The organism is Variovorax sp. 01N425 (assembly GCF_056399465.1).
Map to the genome: position 1 here is coordinate 348143 of NZ_JBFTRJ010000003.1, position 25242 is coordinate 373384.

At 67.8% G+C, this 25242-nt stretch carries 24 protein-coding genes; 13 read left to right on the plus strand and 11 right to left on the minus strand.

Annotation, left to right across the window (positions count from 1 at the left end):
- Nucleotides 1-3: 3 nt before the first annotated feature.
- The 4 genes from AC1DSC_RS07235 to AC1DSC_RS07250 all read right to left on the minus strand — a co-directional run bounded on the left by AC1DSC_RS07235 (nt 4) and on the right by AC1DSC_RS07250 (nt 4933).
- Nucleotides 4-2058 carry an alpha-1,4-glucan--maltose-1-phosphate maltosyltransferase gene (locus tag AC1DSC_RS07235; protein ID WP_369664416.1) on the minus strand — a complete coding sequence of 685 codons (2055 nt, stop codon included), beginning with the start codon at nt 2056-2058 and terminating at the stop codon, nt 4-6.
- Entirely contained in the window at nt 2055-3953 is a 1899-nt protein-coding gene (gene glgB, locus AC1DSC_RS07240; protein ID WP_369664415.1) for a 1,4-alpha-glucan branching protein GlgB, read from the minus strand. Before glgB ends, AC1DSC_RS07235 begins: the two co-directional genes overlap by 4 nt.
- 194 nt (nt 3954-4147) lie before the next feature.
- Nucleotides 4148-4468 (minus strand): hypothetical protein, encoded by a 321-nt coding sequence (locus AC1DSC_RS07245; protein WP_012747109.1) that lies wholly within the window; start codon nt 4466-4468, stop codon nt 4148-4150.
- Between the two features lie 105 nt (nt 4469-4573).
- On the minus strand, nt 4574-4933 hold the full coding sequence (locus AC1DSC_RS07250) for a hypothetical protein (RefSeq protein ID WP_369664414.1): 360 nt from the start codon (nt 4931-4933) through the stop codon (nt 4574-4576).
- A gap of 275 nt (nt 4934-5208) precedes the next feature.
- On the opposite strand from AC1DSC_RS07250, the gene AC1DSC_RS07255 reads away from it, so the two are divergent.
- The 5 genes from AC1DSC_RS07255 (at nt 5209) to AC1DSC_RS07275 (ending at nt 8665) form a co-directional block, all read left to right on the plus strand.
- Nucleotides 5209-5646 (plus strand): Hsp20/alpha crystallin family protein, encoded by a 438-nt coding sequence (locus AC1DSC_RS07255; RefSeq protein ID WP_018902897.1) that lies wholly within the window; start codon nt 5209-5211, stop codon nt 5644-5646.
- A 42-nt stretch (nt 5647-5688) separates the two neighbouring features.
- Nucleotides 5689-6108: an Hsp20/alpha crystallin family protein gene (locus AC1DSC_RS07260; protein WP_012747105.1), complete on the plus strand. Its 420-nt coding sequence runs from the start codon at nt 5689-5691 to the stop codon at nt 6106-6108.
- A 14-nt stretch (nt 6109-6122) separates the two neighbouring features.
- Nucleotides 6123-6497: a hypothetical protein gene (locus AC1DSC_RS07265; RefSeq protein ID WP_369664413.1), complete on the plus strand. Its 375-nt coding sequence runs from the start codon at nt 6123-6125 to the stop codon at nt 6495-6497.
- Between the two features lie 143 nt (nt 6498-6640).
- Entirely contained in the window at nt 6641-7306 is a 666-nt protein-coding gene (locus AC1DSC_RS07270; RefSeq protein WP_369664412.1) for a phosphoribosyltransferase, read from the plus strand.
- Between the two features lie 12 nt (nt 7307-7318).
- Nucleotides 7319-8665: an erythromycin esterase family protein gene (locus AC1DSC_RS07275; protein WP_369664411.1), complete on the plus strand. Its 1347-nt coding sequence runs from the start codon at nt 7319-7321 to the stop codon at nt 8663-8665.
- Nucleotides 8666-8700: 35 nt separating this feature from the next.
- Here AC1DSC_RS07275 and AC1DSC_RS07280 read toward each other — a convergent pair whose 3' ends face one another.
- Complete coding sequence (locus AC1DSC_RS07280) at nt 8701-10311, minus strand: alpha-amylase family glycosyl hydrolase (protein ID WP_018902902.1); 1611 nt, start codon at nt 10309-10311, stop codon at nt 8701-8703.
- 60 nt (nt 10312-10371) lie between these two features.
- On the opposite strand from AC1DSC_RS07280, the gene AC1DSC_RS07285 reads away from it, so the two are divergent.
- From AC1DSC_RS07285 to AC1DSC_RS07295, 3 genes are all read left to right on the plus strand, one after another.
- Nucleotides 10372-12036 carry an alpha-amylase family protein gene (locus AC1DSC_RS07285; protein ID WP_012747100.1) on the plus strand — a complete coding sequence of 555 codons (1665 nt, stop codon included), beginning with the start codon at nt 10372-10374 and terminating at the stop codon, nt 12034-12036.
- A gap of 121 nt (nt 12037-12157) precedes the next feature.
- Nucleotides 12158-15244, plus strand: a complete 3087-nt coding sequence (locus AC1DSC_RS07290; protein ID WP_436287656.1) for a sensor domain-containing diguanylate cyclase — start codon at nt 12158-12160, stop codon at nt 15242-15244.
- A 109-nt stretch (nt 15245-15353) separates the two neighbouring features.
- The gene (locus AC1DSC_RS07295; protein ID WP_436287655.1) at nt 15354-17282 is read left to right on the plus strand and encodes a GspE/PulE family protein; all 1929 of its coding nucleotides are present in this window, start codon (nt 15354-15356) and stop codon (nt 17280-17282) included.
- A gap of 12 nt (nt 17283-17294) precedes the next feature.
- On the opposite strand, the gene AC1DSC_RS07300 is transcribed toward AC1DSC_RS07295, so the two are convergent.
- The 4 genes from AC1DSC_RS07300 to AC1DSC_RS07315 all read right to left on the minus strand — a co-directional run bounded on the left by AC1DSC_RS07300 (nt 17295) and on the right by AC1DSC_RS07315 (nt 20367).
- Nucleotides 17295-18041, minus strand: a complete 747-nt coding sequence (locus tag AC1DSC_RS07300; RefSeq protein ID WP_012747097.1) for an EAL domain-containing protein — start codon at nt 18039-18041, stop codon at nt 17295-17297.
- Between the two features lie 93 nt (nt 18042-18134).
- Entirely contained in the window at nt 18135-18917 is a 783-nt protein-coding gene (locus AC1DSC_RS07305; RefSeq protein WP_012747096.1) for an exodeoxyribonuclease III, read from the minus strand.
- Nucleotides 18918-18979: 62 nt separating this feature from the next.
- A complete protein-coding gene (arsB, locus tag AC1DSC_RS07310) occupies nt 18980-20059 on the minus strand; it encodes an ACR3 family arsenite efflux transporter (RefSeq protein ID WP_018902907.1) in 1080 nt (359 codons plus the stop codon).
- Nucleotides 20053-20367 carry an ArsR/SmtB family transcription factor gene (locus AC1DSC_RS07315; protein WP_018902908.1) on the minus strand — a complete coding sequence of 105 codons (315 nt, stop codon included), beginning with the start codon at nt 20365-20367 and terminating at the stop codon, nt 20053-20055. The genes arsB and AC1DSC_RS07315 overlap by 7 nt, the downstream gene beginning before the upstream one ends.
- Nucleotides 20368-20396: 29 nt before the next feature.
- On the opposite strand from AC1DSC_RS07315, the gene arsC reads away from it, so the two are divergent.
- The 5 genes from arsC to AC1DSC_RS07340 all read left to right on the plus strand — a co-directional run bounded on the left by arsC (nt 20397) and on the right by AC1DSC_RS07340 (nt 23762).
- Nucleotides 20397-20843: an arsenate reductase (glutaredoxin) gene (gene arsC / locus AC1DSC_RS07320; protein WP_018902909.1), complete on the plus strand. Its 447-nt coding sequence runs from the start codon at nt 20397-20399 to the stop codon at nt 20841-20843.
- Nucleotides 20809-21546, plus strand: a complete 738-nt coding sequence (gene arsH / locus AC1DSC_RS07325) for an arsenical resistance protein ArsH (RefSeq protein ID WP_018902910.1) — start codon at nt 20809-20811, stop codon at nt 21544-21546. Before arsC ends, arsH begins: the two co-directional genes overlap by 35 nt.
- A 92-nt stretch (nt 21547-21638) precedes the next feature.
- Nucleotides 21639-22919, plus strand: coding sequence for an NUDIX hydrolase (locus AC1DSC_RS07330; protein ID WP_018902911.1), 1281 nt, complete (start codon nt 21639-21641; stop codon nt 22917-22919).
- Nucleotides 22920-23248: 329 nt separating this feature from the next.
- The gene (locus AC1DSC_RS07335; RefSeq protein ID WP_012747090.1) at nt 23249-23509 is read left to right on the plus strand and encodes a hypothetical protein; all 261 of its coding nucleotides are present in this window, start codon (nt 23249-23251) and stop codon (nt 23507-23509) included.
- Between the two features lie 46 nt (nt 23510-23555).
- Nucleotides 23556-23762 carry a hypothetical protein gene (locus AC1DSC_RS07340; protein WP_012747089.1) on the plus strand — a complete coding sequence of 69 codons (207 nt, stop codon included), beginning with the start codon at nt 23556-23558 and terminating at the stop codon, nt 23760-23762.
- Between the two features lie 8 nt (nt 23763-23770).
- Here AC1DSC_RS07340 and AC1DSC_RS07345 read toward each other — a convergent pair whose 3' ends face one another.
- Nucleotides 23771-24190 carry a Crp/Fnr family transcriptional regulator gene (locus AC1DSC_RS07345; protein WP_018902913.1) on the minus strand — a complete coding sequence of 140 codons (420 nt, stop codon included), beginning with the start codon at nt 24188-24190 and terminating at the stop codon, nt 23771-23773.
- 79 nt (nt 24191-24269) lie between these two features.
- Entirely contained in the window at nt 24270-25211 is a 942-nt protein-coding gene (locus AC1DSC_RS07350; RefSeq protein ID WP_018902914.1) for a LysR substrate-binding domain-containing protein, read from the minus strand.
- Nucleotides 25212-25242 lie beyond the last annotated feature (31 nt).

A 25242-nucleotide genomic window follows, 5' to 3' on the forward strand; every position in this document is an offset into this window, starting at 1 on the left:
GCCTCACAGGAAGTAGTCGAAGTCGCGCTCGTCGCCGTGGCGCCGCCGCACCACGAAGATGTGCGCGGGCACGCTGTGCGGATCGAGCTTGACGTAGTGCCAGCCGCCCTGCCAGATGAAGCGCTGCCCGCTCAGCAGGTCGTGCATCTGGAACGGGCGCGAACGCTCGACGTTCACGCTTTCGGGGTCGAGCTCGAGCCAGCCCGACTGCACGTTGTGCGGATCGAGGTTGACCACGGTCACGACCACGTTGTCGCCGGCCTCCGACACCTTGGCATAGGCCAGCAGCTGGTCGTTGTCGATGCGCAGGAAGCGCAGGCCGCGGTCCCAGTGCAGCGCCGGGTTCTCGCGGCGGATGCGGTTCACGCGCGTGATGAACGGCGCCAGGCTGCCCGGGTCGTCGTGGTTCCAGTGGCGCAGCTGGTATTTTTCGGAGTCGAGGTATTCCTCGCTGCCGGACGAGCGCGGCCGGTGCTCGCGCAGCTCGTAGGCCGGCCCGTAGATGCCGTAGTTGGCCGCGAGCGTGGCGGCCAGCACCAGCCGCGCCATGTAGACCGAGGCCTCTCCGCCCTGCAGCTGCTCGTGCAGGATGTCGGGCGTGTTGGGCCACACGTTGGGCCTGAAGTAGTCCACGCCCGGTGGCGTGGAAAGCTCGGTGAAGTATTCGACCAGCTCCTGCTTGGTGTTGCGCCAGGTGAAGTAGGTGTAGGACTGCGAGAAGCCCAGCTTCGCGAGCCGGTGCATCACCTTGGGCCGCGTGAAGGCCTCGGCCAGGAAGATCACCTCGGGGTGCTGGCGCCGGATCTCGCCGATCACCCATTCCCAGAACGCGAAGGCCTTGGTGTGCGGGTTGTCGACGCGGAAGATGCGCACGCCCTCGCCTATCCAGTGCTCGATCACGCTGCGCAGCTCGGCCCAAAGGCCGCGCCAGTCCTCGCTCTCGAAGTTGAAGGGGTAGATGTCCTGGTACTTCTTGGGCGGGTTCTCCGCATACTGCACGCTGCCGTCGGGGCGCCAGCGAAACCAGTCGGGGTGCGCCTTCACGTAGGGATGGTCAGGCGCGCACTGGAAGGCGATGTCCAGCGCGATCTCCAGCCCGTGCGAGGCCGCCTCTGCGCAGAGGTGGCGAAAGTCTTCCGCCGTGCCCAGCGCCGGAAGAATGGCCTTGTGGCCGCCCTCGGCCGCGCCAATGGCCCAGGGGCTGCCGACGTCGTCCGCGCCGCTGGCCAGCGCGTTGTTGGGGCCCTTGCGCTGCAGCCGGCCGATCGGGTGGATCGGCGGAAAGTACAGCACGTCGAAGCCCATGGCGGCAATGGCGGGCAGCCGCGCCTCCACGTCCTTGAAGGTGCCGTGCACGCCGGGCGTGGTGCCGGCCGAACGCGGGAACAGCTCGTACCAGGTGCTGAAGCGCGCACGCTCGCGCTCGGCCTCCAGCGGCAGCTCGAGCGAAAAGCGCACCTCGTGCCGGCGGTCGGGGTGGCGGCGCGCCAGCATGGCGAGCTCCTCGTCCAGCGCCAGCGCCTTGAGCGCCGACACGTCCGCGCCGGGGTCGGCCGCCACGGCATCGAGCTCGGTGGCCCAGTTGGCCAGCGCCTGCCGGTCCGCGCCCTCGGCCCGCTCGGCTGCGCCGGCCACCTCCAGTGCGCCCACCTGCGATGCGATGCGCACGTCGTCGGGGTCCACGCGGCGCGTCATTTCATGGCGCCACGATTCGAACGGGTCGACCCAGGCCACCACGGTGTAGAAGTAGCGCCCGAGCGCGGGCGGCGCAAAGGATGCCTCCCACACGTCGTTGACGAGCGGCTTCATCGGCACTTCGCGGAACTCGGCCTTGCCCTGCGGACGCCAGCACAGCTGCACGCGCAGCACATCGTGGCCGTCGGTGAAGCAGTGCGCCTTCACCTGCATCCTTTCGCCGACGATGCATTTCACGGCAAAGCGGCCGTTGTCCACCGATGGCAGCACGGCATCGACGACCGCGCGCCGGTTGCCGTCCTGCACCTCGGGCGCCACGGAGGAAGCCGCGGGGGCCTGCGGATTTGCGAACAGTTTTTTCATGATGGCCGGTGCTCGAGAATCAGCGTGGACAGCGGCGGCAGGGTCATGCACACCGAGTGCATGCGGCCATGCGAACGCACGGGTGCGGCCTCGACGCCGCCAAGGTTGCCCCACCCGGAGCCGCCGAACTCGACGGCGTCGGTGTTGATGAGCTCGCTCCAGAAGCCGGGCAGCGGCACGCCCAGCACGTAGTTGGTGCGCGGCACCGGCGTCATGTTGCTGACCACCAGCAGCGGCGCGTGGCCGTCGCGCGGCTTGCGCAGGAAGGCGAACACGCTGGCGTCGGCATCGTCGGCCGCAACCCATTCGAAGCCCGAGGCCGAGAAATCCTGCTGGTAGAGCGCGGGCGCATCGCGGTACACGCGGTTGAGCTGCGCCACCAGCCGCTGCAGGCCGCCGTGCCCCTCGAGTTCGCAGACCCACCATTCGAGTTCGCCGTCGTGCGTCCACTCGCGCCGCTGGCCGAACTCGCCTCCCATGAAGAGCAGCTTCTTGCCGGGATGCGCCCACATGAATCCGAACAGCGCGCGCAGGTTGGCGAACTGCTGCCAGTGGTCGCCCGGCATCTTGCCGAGCAGCGAGCCCTTGCCGTGGACCACCTCGTCGTGCGACAGCGGCAGCACGAAGTTCTCGTGGAAGGCATAGACCAGCGAGAAGGTCATCTTGTGGTGGTGGTACTTGCGATGGATCGGCTCTTCCTTCATGTAGGCGAGCACGTCGTGCATCCAGCCCATGTTCCATTTCTCGCCAAAGCCCAGCCCGTCCATGTCGGTCGGCCGCGAGACGCGCGGCCAGGCCGTGGATTCCTCGGCCACGGTGATCGCGTCGGGGTGCTCGCGGTAGACGGCGCGGTTCAGGGTGCGCAGGAAATCGATGGCCTCCAGGTTCTCGCGGCCGCCGTGGCGGTTGGGAATCCATTCGCCGTGCTGCCGCGCGTAGTCCAGGTAGAGCATGGAGGCGACCGCATCGACCCGCAGCCCATCGACGTGGTACCTGTCGAGCCAGAACAGGCCCGACGACACCAGGAAGCTGCGCACCTCCGCGCGGCCGTAGTTGAAGATGCTGGAGTTCCACTCCGGGTGGAAGCCCTGGCGCGGATCGGCATGCTCGTAGAGGTGCGTGCCGTCGAAGAACGCGAGGCCGTGCTCGTCGGTCGGAAAGTGCGAAGGCACCCAGTCCAGCAGCACGCCGATGCCGTTCTGGTGCAGGTGATCGACCAGGTACATGAAGTCCTGCGGCGAGCCGTAGCGCGCCGTGGGCGCGAAGTAGCCGGTGGTCTGGTAGCCCCAGGAGCCGTAGAAAGGATGCTCCGTCACGGGCATGAGCTCCACGTGCGTGAAGCCCATCCCCTTCACGTAGGCCGCGAGTTCATGCGCGATCTCGCGGTAGCCCAGGAACCGGCCTTCGCGGCGGCGCCACGAACCCAGGTGCACCTCGTAGACGGACATCGGCGCATCGAGCGCATTGCGCGCGCCCCGCGTGGCCATCCATTGGGCGTCCTTCCATTCATAAGAAAGTTCGCAGATGCGCGAGGCCGTGGCGGGCGCCAGCTCGGCGCAGAACGCGAAAGGGTCGGCCTTGTCGACCGTGTAGCCGCCAAAGCGCGAGCGGATGCGGTACTTGTAGGCCTGCCCCGGCGCGGCATGGGGCGCGCGGCCCAGCCAGATGCCGGTGCCGTCCGCGGACGGCGCCAGCGGATCGGCATCGCCGGACCAGTGGTTCCAGTCGCCGACCACCGTCACCGATTCCGCGTTGGGCGCCCACACCGCGAAGCGCGCGCCGCCCTCCTTCAGCAGGTGGCAGCCCAGCAGGTCGTACAGGCGGGAATGCGTTCCTTCGCGGAACAGGTAGGCGTCTTGCGCCTCAGGCTCTGAAAGCAGTTGGGTCACTGGCACCGGTGTTCCTTGCTTGCATGAAGGCCAGCGACCGGGTGTCCAACGGACACGCTTTCGGCATCTACAAGGCCTGAGCACACAATTTGCAAAGAATCCGGGCGCAGCGGGTAAGGCTGAAACCTCCTTGCCGTGTCGGAGAGTTGCCCATCACGCGACCAGGGGCGAAAACCGGCCGCGCACCGGGCGCGGCATTTTCAGGCAGCCAGCGGCGTGGCCTGCGGTGCGGTTTGCGAGCCGCCGGAGCGGGGCGAAAGGCGCTGGGAAAAATCGTCCACGGTCAGCACGATCGGCTGGTTCGGGTCGGTGCGGTAGCGCTTGAGCGCCGCGGCGCCAATGGCATCGAAGTGCGCCTTGCAGGTTTCCAGCAGGCGGTCGCCCAGGTCCCTGGTGCCGAACACGTCGTGCAGGGTCTCCTCCGAAATCTGCCCGATGATCCGCGCGCCATCGTGGCCGTCCGGGTAGATCGCGAAGCGGACGGCCGCCGTGTCAAAGCAATAGATGCCTTCGAAGTCCATGTCTGTCTCCTGATGAATTTTTCGCTTGCATGAGCGAATCGGATTCAGCGCGGAAGCACGCATCCGGCGGCATGGATTTGCGCGCATGTTCAGGAAGGATGCGGCCTACAAACCCTGCGACGGGTGCGAATCGCGGCTTCGGGCGGGTAAGACTTGCTGCAATGCATGTCCGAAGCGCTTCTCGCCAAGCCAGCCTTTCAGGCCCGCATGGCGGCGTTTCGACTGCTGCGGCAACTCACCCGGGTAGCGGATCCGCGCGAGCTCCTCGCGTCCTTTCTCGGTGATGGCCAGCACCTGCGCCGCGGGCTCGCTGCCCGCGAGCTTCAGGGGGTCGGCTGGCGCCGGAATCAGTGCAATCACGAGCCCCGCCTGGCGCAGGATCCTGACCTCGTCGATCTCCTTGGGCGTGCGGAAAGACACGGGCAGGCGGGATGCGGCTATCTGCTTGAGCAGGTCCATCGGCATGGCAAATCTCCTTCAGGTTTGGAATGACGATTGACGATTTCGACGAGGATCGATTTAGGTCCGCGCCGCGCCCCTTCAAGAGGCCCCGTGTCGAGTTTTTTTCAATTGCGGCATCGGCCTTCATAGCACTCGCGCAATCGGGGCTACCGCCCCCCGGACATCCCCTCTTGAAAACCTGCCGCCAGCGCCTATTTCGCTGATCGGAAGCGCTGGAGGCGCACGCCTCGAGCGCACCGTTCAACCTGTTGTTCTTTCTTTGAATGGAGGTTTTCGCCATGTACCGATCCCTGTTTCCGCGCGACATGTTTGCAGAGATGGATCGCCTGCAGCGCGAGATGCAGCAGGCCTTCGATCTGTCTCCGACCATCCGGGGCTTCGGCCGCAACGGCTTTCCGGCCCTGAACATCGGCGGCACGCCGCAGACCGTGGAGATCTACGCGTTCGCGCCCGGTGTCGACCCGTCCAGCCTCGAGGTGAACCTGGAGCGCGGCCTGCTCACCATCGCCGGCCAGCGCGCCAACAAGCTGCCCGAGTCCGACGCCAAGGCAGCCGTGCACATCAACGAGCGCTTCGAGGGCTCGTTCCGCCGCGTGCTCACCCTGCCCGACGATGCCGACCCCGACGCCGTGACCGCCAAGTACCGCGACGGCGTGCTGCACATCAGCGTGCAGCGCCAGGCTTCGTCGCAGCCGCGGCGCATCACCGTTCAGTGATGACGATGACGCAACCCTGAAATGAAGAAAGGAGAGACGATCATGGACAGCAGCAACACCCCCAGCACTTCGACCCGCGCGGCCGGGTCGAAGGAGCTCGCGCGCAAGGACGACAGCACGCGCTACAGCGACGCGGCGCTGACGCCGCCGGTCGACGTGGTCGAGGACAGCGGCGGCATCACGCTCTTTGCCGACCTGCCGGGCGTCTCGCGCGACAAGCTCAGCCTGCAGGTCGCGTCCGACACGCTGACCATCGAGGCCGAGTCGGGGCTCTCGATACCCGAGGGGCTCGAGTCGAGCCACACGGAGGTGGGCCTGGGCCGCTTCCGCCGCGTCTTCACGCTCAGCAAGGAGCTCGACACCAACGCCATCTCGGCCGAGCTTTCGCAGGGCGTGCTGAAGCTGCGCATTCCCAAGGCCCAGCACGCGCAGCCGCGGCGCATCGAGATCCAGGCGGCCTGAGCGAGGGGCGCAGCATGCCGTGCGACCAAGGCGATGGAAGAAGAAAGATGAGCGGCACCGAGTGCCTGGCGCGGCTGCGCGCCGACGCCGCGGCCCTGAGCCCGCGCGCCGCGCACATCGCGCTGGCGCTCCTGCCTGCCGTCGACCACTTGCCGGACGCATGGAAGGCGGGCCTGCGCAAGACCCTGGCCCACCGCGCCGGCGCGGCCGCGCCGCTCTCCCCCATCGAGTTCGACGCGATCCGCGCCACCGCGGCCAGCCTTCCGCACGCGTATCCCGAATGGGTGGTCAGCGACCCCGAGCACCCGAAGGCGCGCGAGCTGATCGTGAATGCGTGGCGGGAGGGGGCGCGGCGCGGGCGGGGTGGGCTGCGCCAGGCTGGCGCCTGATCCAGCAGCACCCATAGCTGCCGCTGCGAGACGGGGGGCACGGCGCGCCGCCCCATGGCAGTGCACGCCTACGCCAATGTGCGCATCCCCCTACAGCACCGCTGTGCCAGGAAAAATAAGGTGGCCGCAAGGACACCCGAGAAATGGCTTTCGAGTTTTTCAGGAACCGGCAGCAGGCGGGCCGCGTGCTCGCTCAAAGGCTCGCCGCCTATGCGCACAAGCCGGATGTCGTCGTGCTGGCCCTGCCGCGCGGCGGCACGCCGGTGGCCTACGAAGTGGCCAAGGCATTGCATGCGCCGCTCGACCTGCTCGTGGTGCGCAAGCTCGGCGTGCCGGGACACGAGGAATACGCGATGGGTGCCATCGCGGGCGGCGGCGAGCGGGTGCTCGATGAAGACCTCGTGCGCGAACTCGGCATCGGCGCGAAGGAAGTCGACGAGGTCGTGCGCAACGAGCAGGACGAACTCGAGCGGCGCGAACGCGCCTACCGCGGCGACCGGCCCGCGCCCGACCTGCATGGCCGCACCGCCATCCTGGTGGACGACGGCCTGGCCACTGGCGCGACCATGCGCGTGGCCGTGCGCGCGGTGCGCCGGCAGGCGCCGGCCCGCGTGGTGGTTGCGGCGCCCGTGGCATCGCGCGAAGCCTGCGCGCTGCTGCTCGGCGAGGCCGACGACGTGGTCTGCGCCGAGACGCCGGAGCCCTTCCTCGGCGTGGGGCGCTGGTACCTGGACTTCTCGCAGACCAGCGACGAGGAGGTCTGCCACCTGATCGAAGACGCCAACCCTCATGGCACGCTTCCCGCATGAGGACCGTGGACGATGAATCCCTCACGCATTTCAAACGAAGCGGAGGCGCTGCGTGCCGTGGCGCATCCGATGGACGGATCTTCCAGCGACCATGACGCGCTGCTCGAGCTGATCGGCGATGCGCACTATGTGCTGCTCGGCGAGGCTTCGCATGGCACGCACGAGTTCTATGCGGCACGCGCCGACATCACGCGGCGCCTCTTGGCCGAGAAAGGCTTCCACGCGGTGGCCATCGAAGGCGACTGGCCCGATGCCTATCGCGCGAACCGCTACGTGCGGGGCGCCGGCAGCGACGCCAATGCGCGCGAAGCGCTCGCGGGCTTCCGGCGCTTTCCGACCTGGATGTGGCGCAACGAGGACGTCGCGAGCTTCATCGAATGGCAGCGCGCCTTCAACGACGCGGGCCCGCCGCAGGGCAAGACCGGCTTCTACGGCCTGGACCTCTACAGCCTGCACGCCTCCATCGAAGCCGTGCTCGGCTACTTCGACCGCACCGATCCCGTGGCGGCGCGCAGCGCCCGCGAGCGATACGCATGCTTCGACCGCTTCGGCGACGGCGGACAGGTCTACGGCCTGATGGCCGGCCTCGGCAACACGCCCTCCTGCCAGCGCGAGGTGGTCGAGATGCTGGTCGAGATGCGCCGCGCCGCCGGCGAAGCATGGCGCAGCGGCAGCGCGGCCAATGAGGAAGACGCCTTCAACGCCGAGCAGAACGCGCGCCTCGTCAAGAACGCCGAAGCCTACTACCGCTCGATGTACCTGAGCGACGTGTCCTCCTGGAACCAGCGCGACCGGCACATGGTGGAGACGCTGGGCGAGATCGAGCGCCACCTGTGGCGCGCGAGCGATCGTCCGAAGATCGTGGTGTGGGCGCACAACTCGCACCTGGGCGATGCGCGCGCCACCGAGATGGGCGAGCGCCGCGGCGAACTCAACGTGGGCCAGCTGGTGCGCGAACGCCAGGGCCGCGATGCGGTGCTGGTGGGCTTCACCACGCACACCGGCAGCGTGATGGCGGCCTCCGACTGGGGCGCGGCCGCCGAACGCAAGCAGGTGCTTCCCTCGCGCGAGGACAGCTACGAGGGCCTCATGCACGAGACCGGGCTCGAGCGCTTCATGCTGCCGCTGCGCGGCGAAGGAAGCCACTTCTTCGCGCTGCGGGAGCCGCGGCTCGAACGCGCCATTGGCGTCATCTACCGGCCCGAGACCGAACGGCAGAGCCACTATTTCTTCGCGCGGCTGCCGGTGCAGTTCGATGCGCTGCTGCACTTCGACCAGAGCCGCGCGGTCGAGCCGCTGGAGCGCGATGCGGCCGCAACGGACGCGGAGGTGCCCGAGACCTATCCCTCGGGCCAGTAGCCGCGTCGCGTTCACGCGCCGCTTTCACGCACCGATCACTGCGCGACGATCACGCCCTCCAGCGGCTGCAGCACCAGCTCGCCCGCCACCGTTCCGGTGCGCTCAGGATGCGTCGAGGCCAGCACGACCACTTCGCGCGGCAGCAGCTCGGCCGCGATCCGGGTGTCGGAGGTCGAGAAGTTCAGCAGCACGATCAGCCGCCGCGTTCCCGATGCTCTTGCATAGGCCAGCACGTCGTCGCCGGCGTGGAGCTGTTCGTGGGTTCCTTCGTGCAGCGCGGGTTCCTTGCGGCGCAGCGCGATGAGCTTCCTGTAGAGCTGCAGCATCGAGGCCGGATCGGCCAGTTGCGCTTCGACGTTGCGCATGCCCCAGTCGCCGCCCAGGCGCAGCCACGGCGTGCCGTCGGTGAAGCCGGCCATGTGGGCCCGGCTCCATTGCATGGGCGTGCGCTGCGGATCGCGCCCCAGGCCCTTGCCCGGCTCGTTTTTCTCGAACGGGTCCTGCACCTCATCGGGCGGAATGGGAACGTCGGTCAGGCCGATCTCGTCGCCGTAGTAGAGCGTGGGCGTGCCGCGCAGCGTGAGCAGCAGCATGGCCGCGAGCCGCGCCCGCTCCTGCCCCACGCGGCTCGCGATGCGCGGCTTGTCGTGGTTGCCGAGCACCCAGTTGGGCGCCGCGCCGTGCGGCAGCGCCGCTTCGTAGCTGCGCACGATGCGGTCGATCTCGGCCGCATGCCACGGCGCCGCGATGAGCTGGAAATTGAACGGCAGCTGCACGCCCTGCAGCAGGCCTTCCGACGTGAGCCCGTAGTAGGCCATGAGCCGCTCGAGCGGAAGATAAAGCTCGCCGATCAGCACGCGCGCCGAAGCCTCGCTGCTGAACGCATCGACCACGCGGCGCATCTCGAACACGATGTCCTGCATCTCCGGCCGGTCCGTCGTGTAGAGCGCCAGCAGCCGGTGCGAAGGATCCTGCCCCGGCTGGAACGACGGGTTGGGCGGGTTGTCGCGGAACTGGTCGTCCTTGATGAGGTGGTAGAGCACGTCGATGCGGAAACCGTCCACGCCGCGCCGCAGCCAGAAGCGCAGCACCTCGTACATTGCCTCGCGCACCTCCCGGTTGCGCCAGTTGAGGTCGGGCTGCTCCTTCAGGAAGGAGTGGCAGTAGTACTGGCCGCTGGCTTCGTCGAAGGTCCACGCGGGACCGCCGAAATTGCTGAGCCAGTTGTTGGGCGGGCCGCCGCCGGGTGCCGGGTCGCGCCACAGGTACCAGTCGCGCCTGGGGCTGGTGCGCGAGGCGCGGCTCTGCACGAACCACGGGTGCTGGTCGGAGGTGTGGTTGGGCACGAAGTCCAGCACCAGCTTCAGGCCGCGCGCCTTGCACTCCGCCGCGAGCGCGTCGAAGTCCTCGAGCGTTCCGAAGCGCGGATGGATGTTGCAGTAGTCGGATATGTCGTACCCGAAGTCGGCCATTGGTGAGGGGTAGATCGGCGATATCCAGACGGCATCCACGCCAAGCTCGACCAGATAATCGAGCCGCTTGCGGATGCCACGCAGGTCGCCGATGCCGTCTCCGTCGCTGTCCTGGAATGAACGCGGATAGATCTGATAGACGATTCCGTTCTTCCACCAAGCATCGGCCGACATCGGGTTTCCTTTCGTGTGTTCCGTGTTTGCGAGGCTCCGATCTTCAGGAGGTTCCCCGGCATGATCAACGACCTTTGGTACAAAAACGCCGTGGTGTATTGCCTCTCCGTGGGAACCTTCATGGACTCCAACGGCGACGGCTGCGGCGACTTCGAGGGGCTGACACGGCGGCTGGAGTACCTTCACGGCCTGGGTGTCACGACCCTGTGGCTGATGCCCTTCCATCCATCGCCGAGGCAGGACGACGGCTACGATGTTTCGGACTTTTACAACGTCGATCCCCGCTTCGGCACGCTCGGCGATTTCGTCGAATTCACGCACTCGGCTTCGCGCCTTGGCATGCGCGTGCTGATGGACCTGGTGGTGAACCACACCTCGGACCAGCACCCGTGGTTCCAGCAGGCACGCAGGGACCGCAAGTCAAAGTATCACAACTGGTATGTGTGGTCCGACAGGAAGCCGGCCCGCTACACCGATGGTGTGGTCTTCCCGGGCGTGCAGAAATCGACCTGGACCTTCGACAAGCTCGCAAGGCGCTGGTACTTCCACCGCTTCTACGAATTCCAGCCCGACCTGAACACCGCCAACCCCGACGTGCAGGCGGAGATCCTGAAGATCATGGGCTTCTGGACCCAGATGGGCGTCTCGGGTTTCCGCATGGACGCCGTGCCCTTCGTGATCGGCGCCAAGGGCCCGAGGGTGGTGCGCCCGACCGAGAAGTTCGACATGCTGCGGCAGTTCCGCGAACTGCTCCAGTGGCGCCGGGGCGACGCGATCATCCTTGCCGAGGCCAACGTGCTGCCCAGCACCAACATGGCCTACTTCGGCGACGAGGGCGAGCGGCTGCACATGATGTTCAACTTCCAGGTCAACCAGCACCTCTTCTATGCGATGGCCGTGGCCGACGCGCGGCCGCTGGCCAAGGCGCTGGAGGCGACCCGGGCGCGCCCCGCGACCTCGCAGTGGGGCATCTTCCTGCGCAACCACGACGAGCTCGACCTGGGCCGCCTGCGGCCCGCACAGCGCCAGCGCGTGTTCGCCGCCTTCGGCCCCGAAAAGGACATGCAGCTGTACGACCGCGGCATACGCCGCAGGCTGGCACCGATGCTCGGCGGCAACCGGCGGCGCCTCGAGCTGGCCTACAGCCTGATGCTCACCCTGCCCGGCACGCCGGTGGTCCGCTACGGCGACGAGATCGGCATGGGCGACGACCTGAGCCTGCCGGAGCGCAACTGCGCGCGCACGCCGATGCAGTGGTCCACCGAGCGCCAGGGCGGGTTCACCACCTCTTCCAAGCCGGTGCTGCCGGTGATCACGGGTGGTGCCTACGGCTTCGAGCATGTGAACGTGGCGGCGCAGCGGCGCGACCCCGAGTCGCTGCTCAACTGGATGGAGCGCGTGTTCCGCATGCGAAAGGAAGTGCCCGAGATCGGCTGGGGCGACTTCGAGGTGGTTCCCAACGAGGAGCGCGCGGTGCTCGTCATGCGCTACGAATGGCGCGGCAACGCGGCGGTCTTCGTGCACAACCTGGGCGACAGCCCGCTGGAAATAAAGCTCGGCGCCAAGGCGCTCGGCAGGCACGGCGGGCAGCTGATCAACCTGCTCTCCAACGCGCACAGCCGCGCCAACTCGAAGGGAAAGCACTGCATGCTGCTGGAGCCCTACGGCTACCGGTGGTTCCGCGTCGGCCCGCTCGACTATCTTCTCAAGCGCGAGGAGATGTGAGGGTGCGCCATGGGCTGGCGGCGCATGCGGGATTGCGCGAAGCGGCCCGTTCCCCGCTTCTGACACACTACGTGACACACTACGTGCAGGCGCAGCGCGGATCTCGTCGCGGTGCACGTCCATGCCAATGAAATTGCCCGGTCTTCGGAACATCCGCATCAGCCTGAACACACGCCTCGGCCTGGGCATCGCCGCGGTCGTCCTGGCGGCCACCCTGGCCATTGCGACGGTCGCCCTGCAGCTGGTCAAGACCAGCATGAAGGCCTCCATCGGAAGCGAAGCCTTCGCCCGCCTGTCGGCCATTGCGAACACCATCGACCAGAAGTTCGTCAGCCGCCGCACGCTGCTGGAGACCTTCGCCGACAGCACGGCGCTCAACGAGTTTCCCGACACGCCGGCGCTGCAGGCTTTTCTCGAAAAGCACCCATCGCTGCGCAAGGCTTTCAGCAACGTCGCCTTCTTCACGGCCGAGGGCGACCTGGTCGCGAGCCTGAGCGGCGCGCAGCAGCCCGGCAAGGTCAACATCAAGGACCGTGCGTACTTCCAGCAAACGCTCGCGGCCCGCGCCGGCGTGATCTCCGAGCCCTACCTCAACCGGCTCACCGGCCTGGCGCAGATCGCCATGACCGAGCCGGTGCTGGACGCCGCCGGCAACGTGCGGTACGTGATCTCTGGCGCCATCAACCTGAAGGACCGGAACATCCTGGGCGAGCTCGCCGACCTGAAATTCGGCGAGACGGGCTACCTGTTCATCACCAGCACGGAAGGCGTGGTGATCGACCATCCGCGCACCGAGCGCATCATCAACCAGACGGGCCTGAAGGGGGTCGGCAATCCCGAGATCGAACGCCCGATCGAAGGCTACGAAGGCGCGACCGAAGGCTTCAACCATGCGGGCGTGCACGGCCTGTACGCCTTCAAGCGCATCCCGCAGACCAACTGGGTGCTGGGGTCCATGTACCCGAGCACGGAAGCCTTCGCCCGGGTCGACGCGATCGAGCGCTCGGCATGGATCGGCACGGTGGTGCTCGCCATGCTCGCGGGGGCCGCGGTGCTGGGCTTCGTGCGCCAGCAGCTCACGCCGCTTCGGCACCTGCACCGGCACATGCTGGACGTGGACAACCCGGCCCTGCAGACGGCCGTGCCGCGCACCTACCGGCACGACGAGATCGGCGATCTCGCGCGCACCTTCGACACGCTGATGCAGCAGCGCAAGTCGAGCGAGAAGTTCCTGCGCGACATCACCGACAACCTGCCCGCGCTGGTGTCGCACGTCGATGCGCAGGGCCGCTACACCTTCGTGAACGCCCCGCTGTGCAGGAAGCTCGACCGCGGCGCAGCCCAGCTGATCGGGCGCACGGTGCAGGACATCGGCGAGGACGAGACGGTGGACGCCGCCGTGCGGCGCGTGCTGGCCGGCGAGGCCGTGAGCTTCGAGAGCCGCGGCGAAGCGAAGCGCGGCGAGGAAGACCGCTACTTCCAGACCGAACTCATTCCCGACCGCGACCAGGCCGGGCAGGTCCGCGGCTACTACGCCATGACCTCCGACGTGACCGAGCGCAAGCGCATCGAATTCAGCCTGGCCCACAGCGAAGCGCAGGTTCGCGTCATTGCAGACAACATCCCCGCGCTGGTCTCGCACGTCGATTCCTCGCTGAGATACACCTTCGTCAATGCCCAGGTGAAGGCACTGCACAAGGACCGGGCCATGGTGGGGCAATTGATGCCGGAGGTTCGCGGCCCGTCGGACTTTGCCATCGTGGCGCCGGCCTACGAGCGCGCGCTGGCCGGCGAGACGGTGGTGGTCGAGAAATCCGGCGATCCGGCGCTGGGCATCGGCGAGCGCACCTTCAAGGCCCACTACATTCCCGACCGCGACGCCAACGGCGTGGTGCAGGGAGTGTTCGCCATGACCTTCGACATCACCGACGAGGTGAACATACGCAAGGCCCTGACCGAGCAGGAGAAGCGGCTGCGCGACGTGACCGACAGCATCCCGGCGCTGGTGGGCTATTTCGACAGCAAAGAGAACTGCCTCTTCGCCAACAGCCGCGCGCGGCAGATGGCGGGGCTGGGCAGCGGCCCGCTCGAGAACGTCACGCTGCGCTCGGCGCTGGGCAAGGCGGTGCACCGTCAGATCCGGCCCTATCTTCCGCTGGTGCGCGAGGGCAAGTCGGTGCGCTTTCCGGTGCATGCGCCGCTGCATGGAAAGGATGGCTTCTTCCAGGTCAACCTGGTGGCCGACATGGACCCGCAGGGCGGGCTCGTGGGTTTCTATCTCATGACCTTCAACATCACCGCGCTCAAGCGCGCGGAGCTGCGGCAGGCCGAAAGCGAAAGGCGCCTGCGCACCATCACCGACAACCTGCCGGCACTCATCACCTACATCGACCGCGACGAGAACATCACCTTCGCCAATGCCACCTACCGCGAATGGCTCGGCGTGGAGCCGGCCGAGATCCTGGGCCGCCACGTCGGCGACGTCGCGGGCCCCGAGCTGTATCTCTCGCGCAAGGCCATGATCGCGCGCGCACTGGCCGGCGAGCGCGTGGAGTTCGAGGCGCAGACCAGGACCAAGGGCGCCGACCGCACCACCCGCGTGAGCTACGTGCCCGACATCGGCCCCGACGGCAGCACGCGCGGCATCTTCTCGCTGAGCCTGGACATCAGCGCCCTGAAGGCGGTGGAGCGCAAGCTGATCGACCTGGCGCGCATCGACACCCTCACCGGCCTCGCGAACCGGCTCGCCTTCAACGAGTTCCTGCCCGGCGCCATCGCCCGCGCGCAGCGTTCGGGCAATGCGCTGGCGGTGCTGTTCCTCGACATCGACTACTTCAAGACCATCAACGACACGCTCGGCCACGCCACAGGCGACGGCGTGCTGGTGGAATATGCGCAGCGCCTGCTGGCCAGCGTGCGAAGCACCGACACCGTGGCGCGGCTGGCGGGCGACGAGTTCGTGGTCGTGCTGGAGAACGTGCACACGCGGGAAGCCGCCGTGGCCGTCGCGCGGAAGATCGTCGAGCGGGTGGGCACCGTCCCCTTCGAGCTGGACGGCCGCAGCCTGAACGTGACGACCAGCATCGGCATTGCCTTCCACCAGGCGGCGGACGCCTCGGCCGGCGCCGCCGACCTGCTGGCACGCGCCGATGCCGCGCTCTATCGCGCCAAGGCCGCGGGGCGCAACACCTTCGGCTTCTCCGATTGAGAACTTTGGTAGTGGTTGCCCATCGCCAATGCAGGTGGCGAGGCGCGCATTCCTGCTGACAAGCGCGCCCTGGCGGCCTCAGAATCCCCTTCACAGGAGAAACCATTTCATGTCCCCCACCGAAGTCGTCACGCCCGAGCAATTGCTGCACGCACTGGAAGTCCAGAGCCGCATGCCCATCCTGCGCATCGGCCAGGCCCTGATGGCGCTGGGCATGCTCACGGAAGAGCAGCTGCGCGCCGGCCTCGAGCAGCAGCAGCTGGACCGCAGCGTGCCGCTGGGCGAGACGCTGGTGCGCATGGGCGCGGTGACGCGGGCCCAGCTGCAGGCGGCACTGGTGCGCAAGATGGGCTACCCGCTCGTGAACCTGCACGAGTTCCCGGTGGCCGTGGACGCGCTGCGCACCATCAGCCATGCCGTGGCCCGCCGCCTGCAGGTGATGCCGCTCATGATCCACGATGGGCGCCTCATCCTCGCGCTCGACGATCCGGCCAGCCGCCATGCGGCCATCGACGAAGTGGAGTTCATCTCCCAGAGGAAGGTGGTGCCGGTGATCGGCGAATGCCTGGTGCTGGACACCGTGCTCTACAAGGCCTACGGCAAGATCGGCACCGAATCGGCCGACCCGACCGTCGTGCACGATCCCTCGCGGCCGCTGGACTTCGACATGGGCGGCGCGGGCCTCGGCAGCAGCCCCGGCCCGGGCACCAGCCTGGGCACCAGCGACCTGCTGGTCACGCTCGAGAAAGAGCGCCCCGCACCGGCCATCGAGGAGGCGGCCATCGAGCAGTCGGACAACTCGCTGGTGCGGATGATCAACAGCATGATCGTGGACGCGCACCGCGAAGGCGTGTCGGACATCCACATCGAGAGCTATCCGGGCAAGGAAAAGACCCGCATCCGGTTTCGCCGCGACGGGCGGCTGCACACCCACCTGGAGCTGCCGGCCAGCTACCGCAACGCGGTGGTCGCACGCGTGAAGATCATGTGCGACCTGGACATCAGCGAAAAGCGCAAGCCCCAGGACGGCAAGATCAACTTCGCCAAGTACTCGCCGCAGCACCGCATCGAGCTGCGCGTGGCCACCATCCCCACGGCCAACGGGCTGGAAGACGTGGTGATGCGCATCCTGGCCTCGGCCAAGCCGATTGCGCTGGACAAGCTCGGGCTCTCGCCGCGCAATCTCTTGGAGCTCACCAAGGCGGTGGAGCGCCCCTACGGCATGGTGCTGTGCGTCGGGCCAACGGGCTCGGGCAAGACCACCACGCTGCATTCGGCGCTGATGCACATCAACACGCCGGAGCGGAAGATCTGGACCGCCGAAGACCCGATCGAGATCACCCAGCCCGGCCTGCGCCAGGTGCAGGTGAATCCGCGCATCGACTGGACCTTTGCCAAGGCGCTGCGGGCCTTCGTGCGCGCCGATCCCGACGTCATCATGGTCGGCGAGATCCGCGACGAGGAAACGGCCAAGACGGCGATCGAGGCCTCGCTCACGGGCCACCTGGTGCTTTCCACGCTGCACACCAACAGCGCGCCCGAAACCGTGACGCGGCTGCTGGACATGGGCATGGACCCCTTCAACTTCGCGGACTCGCTGCTCGCGGTGCTGGCGCAGCGCCTGGTGCGGCGCCTGTGCAGCCACTGCCTGCAGAGCCGCCCCATGCGCCCCGAGGAAGTCGAGGAGCTGCTGGCCGACTACATGCACGCGTTCGCGGGTCAGGAGACGCCGGCCGAACGCGAGGCCGTGCACAGCGGCTGGCTCGGCCAGCACGGCCGCGACGGCCGGCTGCAGGCCTTTTCGAGCCCCGGATGCACGCATTGCGACAACACCGGCTTCAGCGGCCGCGTCGGCATCCACGAGCTGATGGTGATCTCCAGGACGCTGCGGCGCCTGGTGCAAAGCGGCGCGCGCGCCGAGGAACTGCAGGAAGCGGCGCTGCGCGAGGGCATGCGTACGCTGCGCCAGGACGGCATCGGCAAGGTCCTGTCGGGGCAGACCACCATCGAGGAAGTCCGCGCAACCAGCAACGCCTGAGCTGCTGAAGTCTCAGGCCGCGTCCCACGCCACGGCCGGCAGCATGGCGATGCCGGGCCTGGCAAACAGGAAGCCCTGGAACAGGTCCACGCCCAGCGCGCGCAGCGCATGGACCTCTTCCGAGGCCTCGACGCCTTCGGCCACCACGCGGATGCCGAGTTCGCCGCAGGTGCCCACGAAGCCCTTCACGATGCTGAGCCGGACCGCGTCGTTGTGGATGTTGCGCACCAGGCCCATGTCGATCTTCACCACGTCGGGCTGGAAGCCCGCCAGCAGCTCGAAGCCCGCATAGGCGGCGCCGAAGTCGTCGATGGCGGAGGTGAAGCCGTAGTCCTTGTAGGTACGAAACACCGACGCCAGCGCGGGCAGGTCCGCCACGCGTTCGCCTTCGGTGATCTCGAACATCAGGTGGTCCACCGGAAAGTTGCAGCGCTGCGCGGCCAGCATGGCGGTGTGGAAGCACTCGTCCTGATGCCCCGCCACGTCGTTGGGCAGGATGTTGAGGCTCAGCCGCGACTCCATGCCCAGCGCCGAAGCGGTTTCGATGGCCTTCACGCGGCAGGCCTCGTGGAAGGCGAAGCGCAGCCGCGGGTTGACGCGCGAGAGCACCTCGAAGGCGCCCTCTCCCGAGGTGCCGCGCACCAGGGCTTCGTGCGCGAACACTTCGCGCCGCTGGAAATCCACGATCGGCTGGAAAGCCATGACGAACCCGCTGTCGAAGCCGGGAAAGCAGGCATCCGCCGTTGTTCCGATGGTCACTGGAGTGGATCTCGCGGGAAAGGGGACGCGTCGTTCAGGCGGCTTGATAAGTACGTAAATGTAACCCCTTTGTTCACAACCCCCTCCTTTTGATCAACCGGCGGGCAGGTCGAGCAGGGCCCAGGCCGGCGCGTGGTCGCTCGCTCCAGGGCGCCCGCGCACCTCGCGGTCCACGTTCGCATCGGCCAGAAAGGGTGCGAGCTCGCGGTTGAGCAGCAGGTGGTCGATGCGCAGGCCCGCATTGCGCGGCCAGCGGTTGCGCCAGTAGTCCCAGTAGGTGTAGATCGCCTCGCGGGGGTGGCGCGTGCGGATCGCGTCGGTCCATCCCTGCTTCAGCAGGCGGGCGAAGGCCGCGCGGCTTTCCGGCTGCAGCAGCGCATCGTCCTGCCATGAAGCCGGGTTGTAGATGTCCGCGTCGGTGGGCACCACGTTGAAGTCGCCGGCCAGCACCGCCGGCATGCCGCAGCCGTAGAGAAGGCGCGCATGGGCGTTGAGCCGCTCGAACCATTCGAGCTTGTAGTCGAACTTGGGGCCGGGCTGCGGATTGCCGTTGGGCAGGTACAGGCAGCCGACGATCACGCCGTTCACCACCGCTTCGAGATAGCGGCTCTGGCTGTCCTCGGAGTTGCCGTCGAGCCCGCGGCCGGTTTCGATCGGCTCCCTGCCTCGCGCAAGAATGGCCACGCCGTTCCATGCGCGCTGGCCATGGAACAGCACGCCGTAGCCCGCTTCGCGGATGGCCGCGGCCGGAAAATTCTCGTCCGGGGATTTCAGCTCCTGCAGGCAGGCCACGTCCGGGCGGGCTTCGGCCAGCCAGGACAGCACAAGCGCAAGCCGGCTGTTGATGCCATTGACGTTGAAGGTCGCGATCTTCATGCGTGGCCGATCATGGCCCCAAAGCCCGCCGGCCCATGTCGGAGAACACGCCCTGCGGACCCTCAGGCGGCCCGCACGCCTTTTTCGTACCAGCCCTGCGACCGGTTGACCACCGAAACCACCAGCAGCATCACCGGCACCTCGATCAGCACGCCCACCACCGTGGCCAGCGCGGCGCCCGACTGGAAGCCGAACAGGCTGATCGCCGTGGCCACCGCGAGCTCGAAGAAATTGCTCGCGCCGATCAGCGCCGACGGGCCGGCCACGCAGTGCGCCACGCCCAGCCTGCGGTTGAGCACGTAGGCCAGCCCCGAGTTCAGGAACACCTGGATCAGGATGGGCACCGCGAGCAGTGCGATCACCAGCGGCTGCCGGAGGATGGCCTCGCCCTGGAACGCGAACAGCAGCACCAGCGTGAGCAGCAGCGCCGAGATCGACCAAGGCCCGAGCCGCGCCGCCACCGCCTGGAAGTGCGCCGTGCCCCTCTTGAGCAGATGCCTGCGCAGCAGCTGCGCAATGACCACCGGCACCACGATGTACAGGCCCACCGAGGTCAGCAGCGTGTCCCAGGGCACCGTGATCGACGACAGCCCGAGCAGCAGCGCGACCACGGGGGCGAAGGCCACCACCATGATTGCGTCGTTGAGCGCCACCTGCGACAGCGTGAAGTACGGGTCGCCCTTGCACAGCTGGCTCCACACGAACACCATCGCCGTGCAGGGCGCCGCCGCCAGCAGGATCAGGCCCGCGATGTAGCTGTCGAGCTGCGTTGGCGGCAGCAACGGCGCGAACACGTGCCGGATGAAGATCCAGCCCAGCAGCGCCATCGAGAACGGCTTCACGGCCCAGTTGATGAAGAGCGTGACGCCGATACCGCGCCAATGCGCCTTCACCTGCCCGAGCGCCGCGAAGTCGATCTTCAGCAGCATCGGGATGATCATCACCCAGATCAGCACGCCCACCGGCACGTTGACCTTGGCCACCTCCAGCGACGCAATGCCGCGGAACACGCCCGGCAGCCACTGGCCCAGCGCAATGCCCACCACGATGCACAGCGCAACCCACACCGTGAGGTAGCGCTCGAAGAAGCCGATGGCGGGCGGCGGTGCGGACGGTGCAGCGGCGGCGGTGGGGTTCAGCATGCACAAGCCTGGGGCAGGCAAGCCTCGCCCTGGCAGCAGTTTTCGGTGAGGTAGCCGATGAGCGCGTTCATCTGCTCGAAGGCCGCGCGGTAGATCAGGTTGCGGCCGCTGCGCTCCTGCGTCACCAGCCCCGAATGGGTCAGCTCCTTCAGGTGGAACGAGAGGCTGGTGGCCTGCACGTCGAGCGCCTCCACCAGCGCGCCGGGCGTGAGCCCCGCCGGGCCCGCCACCACCAGGGCACGGAACACCTGCAGGCGCACCGGCTGGGCCAGCGCGGCCAGGGATCTGACGATGTCTTGTTCTTCCATATTTCAATAATAGTTGCATAATTGCAAGAATGCAACCGACCAGCCCCTCCATCACCATCTTTCACAACCCCGCGTGCGGCACTTCGCGCAACACGCTCGCGCTGATCCGCAACAGCGGCGAAGAGCCCCGGGTCGTCGAATACCTGAAGACCCCGCCCACCAGGGAAACGCTGCGCGAACTGCTCGCCGCCATGGCCATGGCGCCGCGCGCACTGCTGCGCCGCAAGGGCACGCCCTATGACGAACTCGGACTCGACGATCCCAAGTGGTCCGACGAGCAACTGCTCGACTTCATGCTCGCGCATCCGATCCTCATCAACCGCCCCATCGTGGTCACGCCGATCGGCACGCGCCTGTGCCGCCCTTCGGAAGAGGTGCTCGACATCCTGCCCTCGCCGCAAAAAGGCCCGTTCACCAAGGAAGACGGCGAGCTGGTCATCGATGCGGAGGGCCGCCGTGTCGACCGCGCTGCCTGAGCTTCCGAACATCGATGCCGAGCTGTTCGACAGGCCCTCGCCCGAGCGCTTCTCCCATGCGGCACCGTCGCGCCACGCCCCGCGCTTCCTGCTGCTGTACGGCTCCCTGCGCGATCGCTCCTACAGCCGGCTGCTGACCGAAGAGGCCGCGCGGCTGCTGCGGGCCATGGGCGGCGAAACGCGCATCTTCGATCCGGCCGGCCTGCCGCTGCCGGACAGCGCACCGGACGATCATCCGAAGGTGCAAGAGCTGCGCGAGCTCGCGCAATGGGCCGAAGGCATGGTGTGGTGCTCGCCCGAGCGCCACGGCGCCATGACCGGCATCATGAAGGCGCAGATCGACTGGATTCCGCTCAGCATGGGCGCCGTGCGGCCCACGCAGGGCAAGACGCTGGCCGTCATGCAGGTGTCGGGCGGATCGCAGTCGTTCAATGCCGTGAACCAGCTGCGCGTGCTCGGGCGCTGGATGCGCATGCTGACCATTCCCAACCAGTCGTCGGTCGCCAAGGCCTTCCTGGAGTTCGATGAAGCGGGACGGATGAAGCCCTCCGCCTACTACGAGCGGGTGGTCGACGTGATGGAAGAGCTGGTGAAGTTCACCCTGCTCACACGCGATGCGGCCGCCTACCTTGTCGACCGCTACAGCGAACGCAAGGAAAGCGCCGAGCAGTTCTCCAGGCGGGTGAACCAGCGCGCGATCTGACGCGGTGCCCGAGGCCGTCGTTGGCCCGACAATCGGCGCCCATGAACGCCAAGCCTTCGACGACAACGACCCCGCCGGGTCCAGCGCCGTCCATGCCGCGCCCCATCCGCGTCGCGGCCTCCCTGATCCTCCTGCGCGACGGCGCCGACGGCATGGAAGTGCTGCTGCTGCGCCGCGCCGAGAAGGCCAACGACCAGAACAGCGGCGCCAGCGTCTTTCCGGGCGGCGTGGTCGACGCGCACGACCGCCGCCTGCACCTGATGTGCAAGGGCCTGGACGACGCCGCGGCCAGCGCGCGCCTGGGCCTGCCCGACGGCGGCCTCGACTACTACGCCGCCGCGGTGCGCGAATGCTTCGAGGAAGCGGGCGTCCTGTTTGCAAGCGATGCCGAAGACCGCCTGGTCGAACTCGACGGCCTGCCGCCGAGCCGGCTCGAATCGATGCGGCATGCCGCCGAGCAAGGCACCGATGCGCTGCTGGCCATGTGCGAGGCGCAGGGCTGGCGCCTTGCGATGGACCGGCTGGCCTATTTCAGCCACTGGCTCACGCCGCCCGGCATGCCGCGCCGCTTCGACACCCGCTTCTTCATTGCGCAGATGCCGCCGGCACAGGCCGTGAAGCCCGACGGCCGCGAGACCGTGGCGCACATGTGGCTCAAGCCCGCGGAGGCAGCAGACCCGCGCCGCGGCCTCAAGCTGATGAACGTGACACGGCGCACGCTCGAAGAGCTGGCAGGCTTCGGCAGCGCTGCCGACTGCATGGCGCATGCGCGGGCGCTGACGCGGATCGTGCTGAACATGCCGCGGCTGGCCGACGGGCCTGCGGGCCGCCGCGCGGTGAACATCGACGAAGCCGCCTACGAGGAGATCGGCCACCTCGACCCCGACGGCAAGGGCCATGCGCACTATGCGCTCGAGCCGGGCCTGGTCACGCGGCTGTCGGCGCGCGTCGTGCGCGTGGCGGGCGCAGCGGATTCGCACCACGGCTATTTCGTCGGCGGCGAAGGCGGCCACTGGGCATTGATCGATCCCCTGCCGCACGGCCTTGCGCAGAACGCAGCGCCGGGCCAGGTGAAGTGGCTGCTCTGGACCGCGGCGGGTACGCAGCCCTCGGCCGCGACGCTCGATGCGCTTCGATCCGCATGGCCCGATGCTGCCGTGCTGTGGCCGCAGCCCGGGGACACCCTGCGCCTTGCGGGCGCAACGCTGCACGTCAGTCAAGCGGCCGATCGGGGCGTCCCCGCGCGCCAGTTCCTGCTGGCCGAGGAACGCATGCTGTTCACCGGCTGCGCCGCGGCGCCCGCAGCGCATGCGACCGGCGAGGCCGAATGGATCGCTCCGGCCAGCGGCTTCATCTTCCGCGCGCAGCGCTAGCGCAAGCTCTCACAGCCGGCCGATGGCGGCCTTGAGTTCCTCGAGCGAAGCGGGTTTCGGCAGATGCGCGTTGAAGCCGGCCTCCAGCGCCCGGCGTGCATCGGCGCGGCGGCCGAAGCCGGACATCGCGATCGAAGGCAGCTCGCGCGTGGCCGGGCGCCGCCGCCTCGAGCAGTTCCAGCCACCGCTCGTGTAATCCCGTAAGCAGCATCTTGCCGCGGCCGCTGGATGTAGTCTGCGCTGCCACCTCACATGCGAAAGGTTCCTACGCGGCACCTTCGATCGCGATCCGAATCTTTGATGTCGACACCGCGCTGGAAGGAACATCCATGAACGCCTTGGACCTGCTGAACCTGGATGTACTGCTCGCGCGCAGCGTACTGCTGCGCGCCGACTACGTGCAGGTCCAGAGCCGGATCCGCGACTCGTTGTCCCGCCGCAACCGCGATCTCGGCAGCGGCCCCGCGGACGAGGATTTCGACGAACTCATCCACGCCATGAGCCGGTCGCTTTCGGCCGACGCCCGCTATCTCTGCACCCTGTCGTTTGCAGTGCGCGGCATCATCGAACGCGCGAAGGCCACGGCCTGACCGGGCGCCTGGCCCCCGCCTTCTGCACTGAAGGGAAATCGCAAGAATGAAGTCTTCTCGACAACTCAAGACCGACGAGCGTGACAATGCGCGGCTGTTCCGCTGGGGCATCGGCGCGGCCATCTTCGTGTTCATCCTGGCGCTGGCCTACAACTTCCTGGCGCAGACGCGCGAGGAAGCACCGGTCAAGCCGTCGACGCCGACCCAGAGCGCGCCGCAAACGGCTCCGGCCAGCCCGCCGCCGGGCAAATAGCGCGTGGCCTACCCCAGGCCGAGTTGCCCGCGCATCGCCCTCGTGCGCTCGATGGCCATGCCCAGCAGCTTCAGCGCCATCTGCGGGTACTGCTCGCAGAGCCCGCGCAGGGCCGCCACGGGAATCAGGTAGACCGACGAAGCCTCGGCCGCCACCAGCGTGTGCTTTGCCTGGTAGCGGTTTTCGCCGAGCGAAGGGCCAAGGAAGAAGTCGTGCTGGCAGATCAGGTCGGTGACGACATCGGCGCCGCTCGCGCGTCCGTGGCTCACCACCTGGAGCAGCCCGCTCGCCACGCAATAGACCCGGTCGGTCCACTCGCCAGAGGCAAGAACGGTTTCATCGCACTGGTAGGCGCGCAGTTCGCTGGCCTCGTCCAATGCCGTGCGGTCCGCATGCGGCAGATCGGCGACCAGGGTATGCAAATACATGCCCGAATGGTCGCCGAAGGCACTGCAGAGTGCATTCCCATGAATTGGGTATTCGGTGCAGGAAAGCCACGGCGCCGCCTCAAGCCGCGGACTTCACCCTGGCCGCGCGCCGCAGGCATTCGATCAGCTGCTGCGTGCTGGGCGTGCGCCGGCGCCCACGCATGGTGATGAGGCCCACCGGCGGCAGCTCGATCGGCACCTTGAGCGCCAGCACCTTGAGCATGCCCTGCTGCTGGAAATGCCGCGCCACCGAGCGCGCCATGAAGGCCACCGCGTCGCGCTGCTGCAAAAAGCTGATCTGCGCGAGGAACGAGGCCGATTCGATGATGTCGGCCGGCGGATGCACGCCGTCGCGAAAGAACATCTGGTCGAGCTTCACGCGCAAGGAAGCCCAGGGCGGCGGCATCACGCAGTGCTCCTTCGCCAGGTCGGCCCAGCCCAGCCGGCGCTTCGCGGCCAGCGGGTGCCCCGGCCGCACCACCGCCTGCATGGGCTCGGCAAGCAGCGCCTCGGTTTCGAGGTCGGGCGCGGCGTAGCCGGGCTCCAGCCGCCCGACGAACAGGTCGAGCTCGCCCAGGCGCAGCTTGGGCAAGAGGCGCGTGAGGTCGCCCTCCTCCACCAGCACCGTGGTCTGCGAGGAGTTGGCCTTGAGCATCTCGACCGCGCGCGCCAGCAGCACCGGCATGGCCACCACCATGGCGCCCACGCTGGTGCGGCCGGCGGCGCCGCTGGCCACGGCGGCGATCTCGTCGCGCGTGCGGTCGTAGTCGGCCAGCACCGAGCGCGCGAAGCGCACCACGCTCTCGCCATAGGGCGTGGGCTCGGTGCCGCGCGTGGAGCGCTCGAACAGCGCGAGGCCGAACATGCGCTCGATTTCCACCAGCGACTTGGACACCGCCGGCTGCGTGACCGACAGGAACTCGGCCGCACGGCCCAGGTGGCGGAACTGGTCGAGCGCCACCAGCATCTGCAGGTGGCGCAACTTGAGGTTGGAACGCAGGACGCGGTCGATCTGGCTCATCGTGGTGGGTGCGGTGTTTTCCGCTTCATAA

Coding starts and splice junctions, on each gene's coding strand:
- AC1DSC_RS07280 (WP_018902902.1), bottom strand. CDS start 10,311: ATGTCGGCCGATGCTTGGTGGAAGAACGGAATCGTCTATCAGATCTAT.
- AC1DSC_RS07245 (WP_012747109.1), bottom strand. CDS start 4,468: ATGGACTTCGAAGGCATCTATTGCTTTGACACGGCGGCCGTCCGCTTC.
- AC1DSC_RS07330 (WP_018902911.1), top strand. CDS start 21,639: ATGCCGCGCCCCATCCGCGTCGCGGCCTCCCTGATCCTCCTGCGCGAC.
- AC1DSC_RS07260 (WP_012747105.1), top strand. CDS start 5,689: ATGGACAGCAGCAACACCCCCAGCACTTCGACCCGCGCGGCCGGGTCG.
- AC1DSC_RS07345 (WP_018902913.1), bottom strand. CDS start 24,190: ATGTATTTGCATACCCTGGTCGCCGATCTGCCGCATGCGGACCGCACG.
- arsH (WP_018902910.1), top strand. CDS start 20,809: ATGCGGAGGGCCGCCGTGTCGACCGCGCTGCCTGAGCTTCCGAACATC.
- AC1DSC_RS07255 (WP_018902897.1), top strand. CDS start 5,209: ATGTACCGATCCCTGTTTCCGCGCGACATGTTTGCAGAGATGGATCGC.
- AC1DSC_RS07250 (WP_369664414.1), bottom strand. CDS start 4,933: ATGCCGATGGACCTGCTCAAGCAGATAGCCGCATCCCGCCTGCCCGTG.
- AC1DSC_RS07315 (WP_018902908.1), bottom strand. CDS start 20,367: ATGGAAGAACAAGACATCGTCAGATCCCTGGCCGCGCTGGCCCAGCCG.
- AC1DSC_RS07285 (WP_012747100.1), top strand. CDS start 10,372: ATGATCAACGACCTTTGGTACAAAAACGCCGTGGTGTATTGCCTCTCC.
- AC1DSC_RS07335 (WP_012747090.1), top strand. CDS start 23,249: ATGAACGCCTTGGACCTGCTGAACCTGGATGTACTGCTCGCGCGCAGC.
- AC1DSC_RS07295 (WP_436287655.1), top strand. CDS start 15,354: ATGTCCCCCACCGAAGTCGTCACGCCCGAGCAATTGCTGCACGCACTG.
- AC1DSC_RS07340 (WP_012747089.1), top strand. CDS start 23,556: ATGAAGTCTTCTCGACAACTCAAGACCGACGAGCGTGACAATGCGCGG.
- AC1DSC_RS07350 (WP_018902914.1), bottom strand. CDS start 25,211: ATGAGCCAGATCGACCGCGTCCTGCGTTCCAACCTCAAGTTGCGCCAC.
- AC1DSC_RS07235 (WP_369664416.1), bottom strand. CDS start 2,058: ATGAAAAAACTGTTCGCAAATCCGCAGGCCCCCGCGGCTTCCTCCGTG.
- AC1DSC_RS07265 (WP_369664413.1), top strand. CDS start 6,123: ATGCCGTGCGACCAAGGCGATGGAAGAAGAAAGATGAGCGGCACCGAG.
- arsC (WP_018902909.1), top strand. CDS start 20,397: ATGCAACCGACCAGCCCCTCCATCACCATCTTTCACAACCCCGCGTGC.
- AC1DSC_RS07275 (WP_369664411.1), top strand. CDS start 7,319: ATGAATCCCTCACGCATTTCAAACGAAGCGGAGGCGCTGCGTGCCGTG.
- AC1DSC_RS07305 (WP_012747096.1), bottom strand. CDS start 18,917: ATGAAGATCGCGACCTTCAACGTCAATGGCATCAACAGCCGGCTTGCG.
- AC1DSC_RS07290 (WP_436287656.1), top strand. CDS start 12,158: ATGCCAATGAAATTGCCCGGTCTTCGGAACATCCGCATCAGCCTGAAC.
- arsB (WP_018902907.1), bottom strand. CDS start 20,059: ATGCTGAACCCCACCGCCGCCGCTGCACCGTCCGCACCGCCGCCCGCC.
- AC1DSC_RS07270 (WP_369664412.1), top strand. CDS start 6,641: ATGGCTTTCGAGTTTTTCAGGAACCGGCAGCAGGCGGGCCGCGTGCTC.